At 75.0% G+C, this 14047-nt stretch carries 8 protein-coding genes and 2 pseudogenes; all 10 read left to right on the top strand.

Annotated features, from left to right (window positions below; all coding sequences use genetic code 11):
* Window positions 1-116 precede the first annotated feature (116 nt).
* Window positions 117-329 carry an MbtH family protein gene (locus tag OG559_RS26670; RefSeq protein ID WP_405108536.1) on the top strand — a complete coding sequence of 71 codons (213 nt, stop codon included), beginning with the start codon at window positions 117-119 and terminating at the stop codon, window positions 327-329.
* A 389-nt stretch (window positions 330-718) separates the two neighbouring features.
* Window positions 719-1981, top strand: coding sequence for an MFS transporter (locus OG559_RS26675; protein ID WP_405108538.1), 1263 nt, complete (start codon window positions 719-721; stop codon window positions 1979-1981).
* A 68-nt stretch (window positions 1982-2049) separates the two neighbouring features.
* Window positions 2050-2463 (top strand): type II toxin-antitoxin system Phd/YefM family antitoxin, encoded by a 414-nt coding sequence (locus tag OG559_RS26680; protein WP_405108541.1) that lies wholly within the window; start codon window positions 2050-2052, stop codon window positions 2461-2463.
* A gap of 225 nt (window positions 2464-2688) precedes the next feature.
* Window positions 2689-3759, top strand: a complete 1071-nt coding sequence (locus OG559_RS26685; protein WP_405108147.1) for an IS110 family transposase — start codon at window positions 2689-2691, stop codon at window positions 3757-3759.
* A gap of 256 nt (window positions 3760-4015) precedes the next feature.
* Window positions 4016-4591: a GNAT family N-acetyltransferase gene (locus OG559_RS26690; RefSeq protein WP_405108544.1), complete on the top strand. Its 576-nt coding sequence runs from the start codon at window positions 4016-4018 to the stop codon at window positions 4589-4591.
* 525 nt (window positions 4592-5116) lie between these two features.
* On the top strand, window positions 5117-8464 hold the full coding sequence (locus tag OG559_RS26695; protein WP_405108547.1) for an amino acid adenylation domain-containing protein: 3348 nt from the start codon (window positions 5117-5119) through the stop codon (window positions 8462-8464).
* A complete protein-coding gene (locus OG559_RS26700; protein WP_405108550.1) occupies window positions 8461-9549 on the top strand; it encodes a TauD/TfdA family dioxygenase in 1089 nt (362 codons plus the stop codon). Before OG559_RS26695 ends, OG559_RS26700 begins: the two co-directional genes overlap by 4 nt.
* The gene (locus OG559_RS26705; protein WP_405108553.1) at window positions 9546-10565 is read left to right on the top strand and encodes a TauD/TfdA family dioxygenase; all 1020 of its coding nucleotides are present in this window, start codon (window positions 9546-9548) and stop codon (window positions 10563-10565) included. Before OG559_RS26700 ends, OG559_RS26705 begins: the two co-directional genes overlap by 4 nt.
* A gap of 995 nt (window positions 10566-11560) precedes the next feature.
* Window positions 11561-13756: pseudogene (locus OG559_RS26710) on the top strand (amino acid adenylation domain-containing protein); the annotation flags it as partial.
* A 174-nt stretch (window positions 13757-13930) separates the two neighbouring features.
* A pseudogene (locus OG559_RS26715) lies at window positions 13931-14030 on the top strand (hypothetical protein); the annotation flags it as partial.
* Window positions 14031-14047 lie beyond the last annotated feature (17 nt).

Consider the following 14047-nt stretch of genomic DNA (forward strand, 5'->3'; position numbering starts at 1 on the left):
GACATCAACCACCGCTTGGCCGGACGCCTCGCGTCATTTGTCGCACGAGGAGCAGGTGAACTGCGCCGGTTGGAGAAGTGCGCCGAGGCCGACCATTCAAGAAAAGGAGAACGGCGATGGCCGCCGAGGAGGACGCCCGCACCTACCGCGTCGTGGTGAACCACGAGGAGCAGTACTCGATCTGGTTCGCCGACCGCGACCTGCCGGCCGGCTGGACCGCCACCGGCTTCGAGGGACCCAAGCAGGAGTGCCTGGCCCACATCGACGAGGCGTGGACCGACATGCGCCCGCTGAGCCTGCGTCAGCGCATGGCCGACGCGCAGGGCTGACCCGCTCGTCGTGGGGCGGCCCGCGCCGGGCCGCCCCCACCCGGTCGCCGGGCGAGGCGGTCCACGTTCGGCCCCCAGGCGCTGCCTGCCCGGGGCGGCACCGCTGACGAACTGAGACGACGGTGACGACCGGACGGGGGGTTGGGCCACCATGTGGCAGAAGCTGGTCGAGTTGGGTGTCATGCCTACCTGTTCGTGGAGTGCGACACCGTGGCCCGCAGCTACTTCAGCATCCCGTTGACCCGGACCGTGCGGATCTACACCGACGCGGTCCGGGGCGTGTCCGGTCTGGCCCGTACGGCGCGGGGCCCGGTGATGTCCGCCGCCCCGATAAGGTGCGTCGGCCGACGCGACCCTGCCCCGCCCCGACGGAGAAACAGGTGCCACCGATGATCGAGGGCGCCCCGGTGGCGCAGACCGCGCGCCCGACGGACCCGGAGGCCGTCGGCCCGGTGAGCCTCTGGCGCAACCGCGCGTTCAACCTGCTCTGGGTCAGCCAGTGCCTGTCCGATCTCGGCACCGCCATGTCCAACCTGGCCCTGCCACTGCTCGTGCTGTACCTGACCGGGTCCGCCGCGCAGGCGGGCGCGGTCGGCACGGCCAGCCTGCTGGTCACCCTGGTCTGCCGGCTGCCTGCCGGGGTGCTCGCCGACCGGTTCGACCGGCGTCGGCTGATGGTGGTTTGCGACGCCGTCCGGATCGTGGGGTACGCGGCGCTGGGCGTGGCGGTGCTGGCCGGCGCGGCCAGCCTCGCGATGATCCTGGCGGTGGCCGTGGTCGGCGCGGTGGCCAACGCCGTTTTCAGCACCGCCGAGCACGCCGCCGTGCGCAACCTGGTCCCGCTCGACCAGCTCTCCACCGCCGTCGCGCGCAACGAGGCCCGGGCGTACGGCACCCAGCTCGCCGGCCCGCCGCTGGGCGGCCTGCTGTTCGGGCTGGGCCGGTCGCTGCCGTTCGTCGGCAACGCGGTGACCTACCTGCTCTCCCTGCTGGCCGTCCTGCTCATCCGCGAGCCCATGCAGCAGCCCCGCGAGCAGGCCCCGTCGTCCGGGGGTGCGGCCGTGGCCGAGGGCGTCCGGTTCGTGCTGCGCAACCCGTTCCTGCGCGCCCTGCTGGTGATCGCCGCCCCGCTCAACATGGCGTTCACCGGGATGATCTTCGCGATCATCGTGTCGTTGCAGCGGGCCGGGACCCCGCCGGCTCTGGTCGGGGTGGCCAGCACCATCTTCGGCCTGGGCGGGTTCCTGGGCGCGTTCGCCGCCCCAGTGGTGCAGCGGTGGCTGCGGCTGCCGACCCTGGTCATGGTGTTGTGCTGGGCCACCGCCGGGCTGATGGCCGTCAGCACCCTGTTCCCGACCAGCGTGCTGGCCGCCGTGCCGCTGGCCGCAGCGGTTCTCCTCGCGCCCACCGTGAACGCGGTCCTGTTCGGCTACCAGGCGGCGATCACCCCGGACCGGCTCCAGGGCCGGGTGGTCAGCGTCATGTTCCTGGCCGCCACCTCGGCGGCGGCCCTCGCCCCGGGGCTGGCCGGGCTGCTGCTGGCCCGATTCTCCAGCGGGACGGCCATGCTGATCTTCCCGGCGCTGGTCGCCGTCTCCGCCGTCACCGCGACGTTCAGCACCGGGATCAGGACGATGCGGGCCGAGTCCTGACCTGCGGCGACGGCCATCGTGGACGGTCGGAAACATTTATTGTCGTACCCCGTCGTCAGCATGGAGGCATGGCTGCCCACGCCCTGGCCCACGAGCCCACCCCGCCGCGTGCCCTGCCGTTGCGCGAGGCCCGCACCCGACTGACCCAGGTCATCGCGATGGCCGAGCTGACCGACACGGTCACACTGGTCACCCGCGACGGCGACCCCCGTCCGATCGCCGCGATCGTGCCCGCCTCCGCCGCCCGCTCGGCGGCGCAGGCCCGGGCCGACGCCGACCGGCTGGCCACGGTGACCGCCGGTTGGGCCCGCCGCCTCGACGAGCTGCACCGGCAGAGCAGTCGGCGACACGCCGCCGAGCTGCGGGCCGTCACGGCGGCACTCGCCGAGGTCTGGGCCGAGCTCGACCGCCGGGTCGTCCCCGGCAGCGACCCGGCCCTGGCCCGGCTCCGCGCCGCCCACGCCGACCTGCTGCGCGACTGACAGAGATGATGTTCATGAGCACCTCCCGCCGAGGTTTGACCCAGCGACTGACTGACTTCGGGTCCTCAACGGGATCTGTCGGCCTCGGTCGGGAGGTGCTCGTGCACTCATCGGACGTGGCGTTGTGACTTCATAGGAGCCTGGCCAGAGGCCCCATCTCTGTCTTGTCCGCGTTGCCCGGCTGGTGCGTGCCGCCCTGCCCCGGTCACGAACGACAGGACGACGATGCCCTCTATTACACCCGACAACGCTGCGATCGAGGTCGCCGGTGGCGTCGACACCCACCAGGACACCCACACCGCCGCGGTGATCGACCTGGTCGGACGGGTGCTAGGCACCCAACAGTTCCCCGCCACGACGGCCGGATACACCGCCCTGCTGACCTGGATGCGCGAGTTCGGCCAGGTGCTGCGGGTCGGTGTCGAGGGGACCGGCGCCTACGGCGCAGGGCTCGCCCGGCGGCTACGCCACGAACAGGTCGCGGTGATCGAAGTGGACCGGCCCAACCGCAAGACCCGCCGGTTCCAGGGCAAGTCCGACCCGATCGACGCCATCCAAGCGGCCAAGGCCGCCCTGGCCGGCGACCGGACCGGCACCCCCAAGCAGCGCGACGGCCGCGTCGAAGCCCTGCGCAACCTCCGGGTGGCCCGGCGCAGCGCGGTCGACCAGCGCGCCGACGCCCAGCGTCAGATCAAGACCCTGATCGTCACCGCCCCCGACGACCTGCGTGCCCGGCTGCGCAGCCTGACCGTCAAAGAGCTGATCGCCACCTGCGCGAACCTGCGACCCGACCGGACCGACGCCGCGACCCCGGCCACCGCCGCCAAGGTCGCTCTGCGTTCCCTGGCCCGCCGCCACCAGCAGCTGTCCACCGAAATCGCCGACCTCGACGAACTGCTCGAGCCCCTCGTCGCCACCATCAACCCCGGCCTGGTCGCCGTCAACGGCGTCGGCGCCGATGTCGCCGGCCAACTGCTGGTAACCGCCGGGGAGAACCATGACCGACTCACCTCCGAAGCCGCGTTTGCCATGCTCTGCGGCGTCGCACCGATCCCCGCCTCATCCGGCAAGACCACCCGGCACCGACTCAACCGCGGCGGCGACCGGCAAGCCAACGCCGTCCTCTACCGCGTCGTGCTCTGCCGCCTGCGCTGGGACCCCCGCACCCGCGCCTACGCCGAACGACGCACCAAGGAAGGACTGTCCAAGAAAGAGATCATCCGCTGCCTCAAACGCTACATCGCCCGCGAGCTCTACCAGATCATCACCTCAAACGATCTCAAACTCGCCGCTTGACATCCATAGGAGCATCCCGCCCGGCTTCCCGCTGACGTCCGGGCTGCCCGGTCCACCCCCGCTCGGCTTCCCGCCGGCGGCGCGCCGCCCGGTCCACCCGCCCGGCGCGGGTCGCCTCCGGGTCGGACCCCGGCCAGCCGGCACCTCGGCTCCGAGCCGGCCGGTTGCGTCGACACCGCGTCCCGGGGTGGCCGATTGCGATCAGTCTGTGGTCTGCTAGCCGGGTCCCTGACGTCCGCCGACCCCGGGAGGCCCGGTGTTCGCCCGCGCCCTGACCGCCGACGCCGAGCTGCGCCCGCTTGAGCCGTGGCGGGCCGAGGAGTTCCTGCGCAACCTGGACCGGGCCCGGGAGCACATCGCGCCGTGGGTGGGCGCGTCCTTCGTGGCCACCGACCTGCCGTCGGCCCGCACGGTGCTGCAACGCTACGCCGACCGGTGGGCCGGCGACGCCGGGGGCATCTGGGGGATCTGGCTCGACGGGGTGCTGGTCGGCGGGGTGATGTTCGTGGCGTTCGACACCGCGGTCGGGGTGTGCGAGGTGGGCTGTTGGCTGGAGCCGGCCGCGGAGGGGCGCGGCCTGGTCACCCGGGCGGTCGGCGTCGTCGTCGACTGGGCGGTGGGGCAGCGGGGGATGCACCGGGTGGAGTGGCGCACCAACGCTGACAACGTCCGCAGCCTGGCCGTGGCCCGGCGACTCGGCATGCGCCACGACGGCACCCTGCGGCAGGTGTACCCGGGGCCCACCCGGCGCATCGACATCGAGATCTGGTCGGTGCTGGCCGACGAGTGGCGCAACCCGTCCACCACCGTTGCGCCCCCGGCGGCGACCTGACGGGTATCGGACCCGGACAGGTTTTCCGACGGCCGCGCCGCCGGTCCCCGCCATGCCCTGAGGCCGACCGTGGCCGCGTCGCGCCCGGCGGCGTATCCGGCATGTCGTATCCCTCCCCGCAGGTCGCGGCCCCGGGGGACGCCGCCGGCCCGAGTGATCAAGGTCCCACGGCCGATGGCGTCTTCCTGACAGGAGCGGCCCCGGCGGAGGCGGGCGGAGGCTCGCGCGGGCGGGCATCGGCGCTGGTGAACGCCTTGGGGGTGATCGTCGACCCGGGTTCGCGGCCCAACACCCCCGTTCCGGGTTTCGCCATCACCGTCCCGTATTTCGGGAGGGCTCTTGGCAGTGCCGTCGATGCTCGTGGAACCTCTCACCGGAGAGCGATCAATTGATCGCTTTAAGTAGCAGAGCGTGAAGGGCTCAAGGCGCTGACCTGCCGAGGGGTCATCCGAAGCACACGTACCGTCACGATCCTTGGGGGCGTTCGGTGTTTGGCTGCATGCGTACGACGAATCGCGGACGGGAGTGACCACCTCCGTCCGGTCCACCGGACCGGTCCGCCGGTCCACCACCCCCCGCGCCTCCGGCAACCCGGTCATCGTCGACTGTCTGCACCGGATGGTCGAGTCCCAGGTGGAACGAACCCCCGACGCGGAGGCGGTGCGCCACCGCGACCGCTCGCTGACCTATCGTCAACTCGACGAGTCCGCCAACCGGCTCGCCCGGGTCCTGCTGGCCCGGGGCGTCACCGGGCAGGACCGGGTCGGGGTCTGCCTCACCCGCGACGTCGACCTGGTCGTCGCGCTGCTCGCCGTGCTCAAGGCCGGCGCGGCGTACGTCCCGCTCGACCCGGCGTACCCGCCGGCCCGGGTGGCGTTCATGACCGAGGACTCGGGTGCCCGGGTGGTGCTCACCCGCTCCGGCCTCGCCGACCGGTTCGGCGACGCGGCGCTGCCGCTGGACGCCCTCGACCTCGCCGACCAGCCGGCCGACCGTCCCGACGTCGGCGGTGCCCCGTCCGACCTGGCCTACGTGATCTACACGTCCGGCTCCACCGGCCGCCCCAAGGGGGTGGCCGTCGAGCACCGCTCCGCGTCGGTGCTGATGCACTGGATCCGGTCCGCCTTCGCCGACGAGGAACTCGGCGGCATGCTCGCCGCCACCAGCGTCTGCTTCGACCTGTCGATCTTCGAGATCTTCGGACCGCTCTGCTGGGGCGGGCGGGTCGTGCTGGTCGACACCGTCCTCGCGCTCGCCGCCCCGGACGCCGCCCGGCTGCCGGTCACCCTGGTCAACACCGTCCCCTCGGCGATGAGCGAGCTGCTCGCCGCCGACGCCCTGCCGGCCGGCGTGCGCACCGTCTGCCTGGCCGGTGAGCCGCTGACCGCCGCCCTCGCCGCCCGGGTCCTGGCCCGCCCGGGGGTACGTCGGCTGCTCAACCTGTACGGCCCGTCCGAGGACACCACCTACTCGACCTGGGCGGAGATCGCCGCCGACGAGACAGTGCCGCCGATCGGTCGGCCGCTGCCGCACACCCGGACGTACGTGCTCGACACCGACGGCGTGCCCGTTCCGTCCGGCGCCCCCGGCGAGCTGCACCTCGCCGGTGCCGGCCTGGCCCGGGGCTACCTCGGCCGCCCCGAGGAGACCGCGGCCCGCTTCCTCGACGACCCGTTCCGCCCCGGCGACCGGATGTACCGCACCGGGGACCGGGTGCGGCTGCGCCCCGACGGGCAACTGGAGTTCCTCGGCCGCCTCGACGACCAGGTGAAGCTGCGCGGGCACCGGATCGAGCTGGGCGAGGTCGGCGCCGCCCTCGCCGCCCTGCCCGGCGTACGCGAGGCCGCCGCTGCGGTGCGCACCGGGCCGAGCGGCGACCCGGTGCTGGTCGGCTACCTGGTCGGCCAGCGCCGCGACGACGTGCCGGCCCGGCTGCGCGAGCGGCTGCCCGCCCCCATGGTGCCGGCCGTGGTGGTCTGGCTGGACCGGATGCCCACCACGCCGAGCGGCAAGACCGACCGGGCGGCCCTGCCCGCGCCGAACTGGGCTGATCCCGATGCCGCTCCCGCCACGGCCGATCTCTACGCGGGCGACGCCGGCCCGGCCGGCGAGGTGGCCGCCGTGTGGCGTGACGTGCTCGGCGTGCCGGTCACCGGGCCGGCCGCCGACTTCTTCGACCTCGGCGGCGACTCCCTGCTGGCGGTACGGTGCGCGGCCCGGCTCACCGCCGTCATCGGCGTCCCGGTGCCGCCGGCCGCGCTCTTCGACCACCCCACGGTGGCCGCCCTCGCCGCTCACCTCGCCGCCCGGCCGCCCACCTCCCGCCGCCCGGGGGATCCGGGGGGTGGCCTGGTGTCCACAGAGAACACGGCGACGTCCACGGGGGCCGGGCCGGGGACCACCGGATGGTCTGCCGCCACCATGGACGGGCCGACCGCCGGGACGGCGGAGGAGGCGGACGCACCACTGTCGGCGGCGCAGCGCCGGCTGTGGTTCCTGCACCAGCTCGACCCCACCGACACCTCGTACCTGGTGTCCTACGTGGTCGAGCTGCACGGGCCGGTGGACCGGGCGGCGCTGGCCCGGGCCCTGCGCCGGGTGGTCGCCCGGCACCCCGCGCTGCGCATCGTCTTTCCCGGCTCTGCGGCCGGCCCGGTCCAGCGGGTGCACGACGACCCGCAGGTGGAGTTGCTTATCGAGGCGCCCCTGCCGGGGGTGCCGCTGGCCGAGCGGGTCGCCCGGATCGCCGCGACCAGCGCCCGCACCCCGATGGACCTGGCCGTGGGGCCGCTGCTGCGCGCCCACCTGGTCGGCGACGGGCGGCGGCGCTTCGCGCTGCTGCTGGTCGCCCACCACATCGTCTGCGACGACTGGTCGTTCAGCGTCCTCGTCCGCGACCTCGGCCGCTGCTACGACAGCGAGCGTGAGGCGGCCGTGCGGGTCACCCGGCCCCGGCCGCCGTGGGCCGCCCACCCCGCGCCCGGCCCGGCCGGTTTCGCGCTGGCGCAGCGGGACTGGCTGGCCGGTCCGGCCGGCCGCCGGGCCCTCGACGAGGTCGTCGCCGGGCTGCGCGGCGCGCCCACCCTGCTCGACCTCGCCGCCCGCACCCCCGACGCCGCCCGCCCGACCGAGGGCCCGACCGCCCGCCCGACCGAGGGCCCGACCGAGGGGCGGGGAGCCGGGGCCACGGACCGGCCCGACGGGGCCAGCCTGCGCGTTCCGGTCGACCCCGACACCGCCGACGCCGTCCGGCGGCTCGCCCGGGCGCACCGGGCCAGCCTCTACATGGTCGGCCTGGCCGCCTTCGCCACCCTGCTCGGCGCGAGGACCGGGCGCACCGACCTGCTCGTCGGCACGGCCTTCGCCGGCCGGACCAGCGTGCCGGCCGAGGGGAGCATCGGCTGCTTCGTCAACACCATGCCGCTGCGGCTGCGTCCCGCGCCGGGCCGATCCTTCGCCGACCTGCTCGCCGAGGCCCGCGACGCCGCCCTGTCCGCCGCCGCCCGCCAGGACGTGCCGTTCGACGCCGTGGTGGAGCGGCTGCGACCGGCCCGCCACCCGCACCGCAGCCCTCTCGTCCAGGTCGCCTTCGGCGTGCAGAACGCCCCGGCGGCGAGCTGGAACGGCTCCTGGGGGCTGGACTTCGCCGGGGTGGAACTCGCGCCGGACGCCGCCCGGCTGGACCTGACCCTCTGGCTGGACGAGCGCCGGGGCGACCTGGAAGCGCTCTGGACCTACCGCACCGACCTGTTCGACGGCGGGCGCGTCACCGCATGGCACCGCCGCTTCACCGAGGTGCTGCGCCGGGCGGCCACCGATCCGCAGCGCAGCCTCGCCGAGTGTGTCGATGACCCTTGGGGGAACGAGAGATGACTGAGCAGATCCGGGTGGCGCCGGTGATCCCGCGCCGCAACCGGGAACGAGCCCTGGTCGACGTGCGTCCCGACTGGCCGGGCGGGCCGCTGCCGGTCCTCGTCCAGGCCAACCTGCCCGACCTGGACCTGGGGACCTGGCTGGCCGGCAACCGGGCCACCGTCGACGAGCTGGCCCGGCGGCACGCCGCCGTCCTGTTCCGGGGCTTCGCCGTGGCCGACGCCGCCGACTTCCGCACCGCGATGGCCGCCCTCTCCGGCGACGTGCTCAGCTACGGCGAACGCTCCTCGCCGCGCAGCGAGGTGACCGAGGGCGTGTACACCTCCACCGAGCACCCCGCCGACCAGCCGATCGTGCTGCACAACGAACAGTCGTACACGCTGAACTGGCCGCTGCGGATCGTGTTCTTCTGCGAGACCGAGCCGGCCGCGGGCGGGCGCACCCCGCTGGCGGACAGCCGGCGGGTGCTGGCCCGGCTGAGCCCGGCCACCGTCGCGGAGTTCGAACGCCGGGGCGGGGTCCGCTACCAGCGCAACTACCTGCCCGGGATCAGCCTGTCCTGGCAGACCGCGTTCCAGACCGACAGCCGCGCCGAGGTGGAGGCGTACTGCGCCCGGTCGGCGATCGAGGCGCAGTGGGTCGGCGACGAGCAGCTGCGCACCCGGCAGGTCCGCCCGGCGGTGCGCGAGCACCCGGTCACCGGGGAGCGCACCTGGTTCAACCACGCGCTGTTCTTCCACGTCACCTCCCTGCCCGAGGAGGTCAGCGCCGGGCTGCGCCGGGCGCTCGCCGAGGAGGACCTGCCCTACCAGACCGCGTACGGCGACGGCACCCCGATCGGCGACGACGTGCTCGCCGAGCTGCGCGCCGCGTACGCGGCCGAGACCCGGTCGTTCCCCTGGCGGCGCGGGGACGTGCTGCTGGTGGAGAACATGCTCGCCGCGCACGCCCGGGAGCCGTTCACGCCGCCCCGGCGGATCCTCACCGCGATGTCCGACCCGTTCGCCGCCCCCGAGGCCGCGTCCCCCGTGCCCGGGGCAGCGTCCGTCCCGGCGGGCACGGCGACGACGGGGGACCGGTCGTGAGCGGGCCGGGACCGCGCCGCCGCGCCGCAGCCACCGCCGCCACCGCGCCGGTCACCCGCCGGGTGCTGGTCGACGACACGTTCGTGCTGCTGGTCGAGGCAACCGTGCCGGACCTCGACCTCGCCGGCTGGCTCGCCGGACGCCACGACGAGCTGCTGCGCGACCTCGACTCGTACGGCGCGGTCTTCTTCCGCGGCTTCGAGGTGGGCAGCCCCGACGACTTCAGCCGCGCCGCCCGCGCCGTCACCCCGGACCTGCTCGGCTACCTGGAGCGGGCCGCACCCCGCAATGAGGTCGCCGACCGGGTGTTCACCTCCACCGAGTTCAACGCCGAACAGTGGATTCCGCTGCACCACGAGATGTCGTACTCGCACAACTGGCCCACCCACCTGTACTTCTGGTGCGCCCAGCCGGCCACCGGCGACGGCGGGGCCACCCCGCTGGCCAGCGAGCGGGTGGTGACCCCACTGATCCCGGCGCAGGTGCGCGAGCGGTTCACCCGCGACGGCCTGTGTTACGTGCGCAACTACGGCCCGCACCTGGACCTGCCCTGGCAGGAGGCGTTCCAGACCACCGACCGGGCCGAGGTGGAGGCGTACTGCGCCGCGTCGGCGACCGAGTTCACCTGGCTCGGCGACGACGGGCTGCGTACCCGCGCCCGCCGGCAGGCCACCGCCACCCACCCGCGCACCGGCGAGACCGTGTGGTTCAACCACGCCCACCTGTTCCACTCCTCGAACCTGCCGGCCGAGGTCGCCGCCGCCCTGCTGCGCGAGTACGGCCCGGAGGGGTTGCCCCGCAACGCGTACCACGGCGACGGCAGCCCGATCGACGACGAGGTGGTCGCCGGCATCCGCGACCTGTACCGCGAGCACGCCGTCTCCGTCCCGTGGCAGCGCGGCGACGTGCTGGTGGTGGACAACTTCCTCGCCACCCATGGCCGGGAGCCCTTCTCCGGCGACCGGCAGATCCTGGTCGCCATGTCCGACCTCTACGTCAACCGGAGCGTGGTGTGAACGGTTACCGACTCTCCCCGGTCCAGCGGCTCGCCTACACCGGCGCGCGGGAGCTGGTCCGGGCCCAGGTCCGCCTGGACCGGCCGCTGGACGCCGCGCGCCTGCAGGCCGCCGTGGACGCGGTGGTCGCCCGGCACGAGGCGCTGCGGCTGACCCTGGTGCACCACCCCGGCCTGCGGGTGCCGTTGCAGGACGTCGACGACGCCCGGTCGGTCACCGTCGGCGCGGCCGGCGAGCTGTCGGTGACCCTCACCGACGACACCCTGGAGCTGGCCGCCACCCCGCTGCTCGCCGACCCGGCGAGCCTGCGGCTGGTGCTGGCCGACCTGGCCGCCGCGTACGCCGGGCAGGGCCTCGCCGACGACCCGGACGGGTTGCAGTTCCTCGACGTCTCCGAGTGGCAGCTCGGCGAGCGCCAGGAGGCACAGCCGTCGGCGGTCCCCGCCGCGCCGGCCGCCCGGCTGGTCGCCCCGCACGGCGACGCCGACGCCGATGCCGACGGGCCGGTGGAGGCGGACGTGCCGCTCGGCCCGCTGGCCGCCGCCGCCGAGGCCGCCGGGGTGGGCGTGCCCAGCCTGCTGCTCGCCGCGTGGGCGCTGACCCTGTCCCGCCGGGCCGAACCGCCCGCCGGGGCCGACGACGCCGAGCTGGTGCTCGCCCGGTGGACCGACGGCCGGCACGCCGACGGGACCGCCGCCGTGGTCGGGCCGCTGGGCGGCTACGCGCCGGTCCGGCTCGGCCTGCCCCTGCCGGCCGCGCCCAAGCAGCTCCTCGACGAGGTACGCGTCGCGGAGCGCCCGGCCGAGGAGGCGTTCCACCTGCTGGAGCCGGTCGGCGTCGACTCCGACGCGGTGGCCGGCTTCGCCGCCGTGCCGGCAGTCGCCCCGTCGACCCTGGCCGGCCTCGGCGCCACCGCCGTGGATGTCGCCGTCCCGCCACCGCCCGCAGGCCCGCACCTGACCGCCGTGTGCGGCCCGGACGTGGTGACCCTGCGGGTGACCGGCGGCCGGGCACTGCGCGACGGGCTGCTCGCAGTCCTCGGCACGCTGCCCGGCGCGCTGACCGACGGCACCCCGCTGGCCCTGCTCGGCGCGGCCGAAACGGGCTGGCTGGTCGAGGCCGCCGGCAGCGCGTCCGACGCGCCCACCCGCACCCTCGCCGAGCTGCTCGACGACGGGCTCGCCGCCGCCGACCCGGACGCCGAGGCGGTGGTCGCCGCCGACGGGGCGTACACCTTCGGGGAGCTGCGCGAACTGTCCGCCGGGGTGGCCGCCGGCCTGGTCGAGCGTGGCCTGCACGGCGGCCGGCGGGTCGGCGTGCTGGCCACCCGGTCCCGGGACACCATCGTCGGGTTCCTCGGCGTGCTGCGGGCCGGCGCGGTGTACGTGCCGCTGGACCCGGCCGCCCCGGCGCAGCGGCTCGCCGGTCTGGTCCGCGCGGTCGACGCCGGCCTGGTGCTCGGCGACCGGGCCGTCGGGGACGTGCCGGCCGTGGGCGTCGCCGAGCTGGCGGCCACCGCCGCCACCGCCGCGGTGCCCGCCCCCCGGCCGGCCGACCCGGCGTACGTCATCTTCACCTCCGGCTCCACCGGGGCCCCGCGCCCGGTGCAGGTCTCGCACGGCGCCGCCGCCCACCTGGCGCACGCCCTGGAACGCACCGTGCACGCCGGCACCCCGGCCGGGGCCCGGGTCGCGGTGAACGCCCCGCTGACCTTCGACGCCTCGATCAAGCAGCTCGTCCAGCTCGGCCACGGCCGCAGCCTGTACCTGGTGCCGGAGGAGGCCCGCCGCGACGGCGCCGAGCTGGCCGCCGTGCTCGCGGAGAACCGGGTCGACGTGCTCGACCTGACCCCGTCGCAGCTTCGCATCCTGCTCGCCGCCGACGGGGTGGCCACCGGCCGGACCCGGCTGCCGGGGCTGCTGCTGCTCGGCGGCGAGGCGATCGCACCCGACCTGTGGGACGCCCTCGCCGGGCTGCCCGGGGTGCGCGCGGTCAACCTGTACGGCCCGACCGAGTGCACGGTGGACGCCACCGCCGCCGAGATCACCGCCGGGGCCACGCCGACCATCGGCCGGCCGCTGCCCGGGGTGGGGGCGTGGGTGCTCGACGGGCAGCTCCGCCCGCTGCCGCCCGGGGTGGCCGGCGAGCTGTGCCTCAGCGGCCCCCAGCTGGCCGACGGCTACCTCGGCGACCCGGAGACCACCACCCGCCGGTTCGTCACGGTGACCCTGCCGTCGGGGCGCGCCGAACGGGTCTACCGCACCGGCGACCGGGTGCGCTTCGACGCCGACGGGCGGCTGGCGTACCTGGGCCGGCTCGACGACCAGGTCAAGGTCAACGGCTTCCGGATCGAACCGGGGGAGGTCGCCGCCGCCCTGCGCCAACACCCGGGGGTCGCCGACGCCGCCGTGGTGGCCCGCGACGACGACGGGCACGGCGCCCGGCTGGTCGGCTACGTCACCCCGGCCGAGGCGGGCGCGACGGTCGACGTGGACCGGGTCGTCGGGATCAACCCGCACGAGACCCGCTACCTGTACGACGAGATCTTCGTCCAGCAGGTCTACCTGCGCGACGGGGTGGTGCTGCGCCAGGGCGCCACGATCTTCGACGTCGGCGCGAACATCGGCATGTTCTCCCTGTTCGCGCACGCCGTCTGCCCGGACGCCACCATCCACGCGTTCGAGCCGGTGCCGTCGGTGGCCGACGCGCTGCGCCGCAACGTGGCCGCCTTCGGGGTCCCGGCCACCGTCCACCCGTACGGGCTCGCCGCCGGCCCCGGGCAGGTGAGCTTCACCTACTACCCCGGCTACGCCATGATGTCCGGCCACGCCGAGTACGCCGACCCGGACGCCGAGCGGGCCGTCATCAAGCGGTTCCTGACCAACGAGCGGGACCGGGGCGAGGCCGACCGGGACGCCCTGCTCGACCGGGTCGACGAGCTGCTCCAGGAGCGGTTCGCCGGTGACACGCTGACCGTGGACGTCCGGCCGCTGTCCGACGTGATCGACGAGGTGGCCCCCGAGCGCATCGACCTGCTCAAGATCGACGTGCAGCGGGCCGAGGCGGACGTGCTCGCCGGCCTGCACGATCGACACTGGCCGCTGGTCGCCCAGGTCGCGATGGAGGTGCACGACGGCGTCGGCACCGCCACCGAGGGCCGCCTCGACGAGCTGATCGCCTTCTTCGAGGAACGCGGCTTCGACGTAATCACCCGCCAGGACGACCTGCTCGTTGGCACCGACCGGTACACCCTGCACGCCGTGCGCCCCGAGTACGCCGACGACCCCCGCCCGGTGGTCACCGCCCCCGAACCGGCCGGCGGCGAGCCGCTGGCGGACCGGCTCGCCGGGTGGCTGGCCGACCGGCTGCCGGCGCACCTGGTCCCGGCCGCCGTGGTGGTCCTCGACGCGCTGCCGCTGACCCGCAACGGCAAGCTCGACCGGGCCGCCCTGCCGGCCCCCGAGCTGGGCCGCCGGCCCGCC

Origin of the sequence: Micromonospora sp. NBC_01405 (genome assembly GCF_045040155.1) — a bacterium.
GTDB lineage: Bacteria > Actinomycetota > Actinomycetes > Mycobacteriales > Micromonosporaceae > Micromonospora.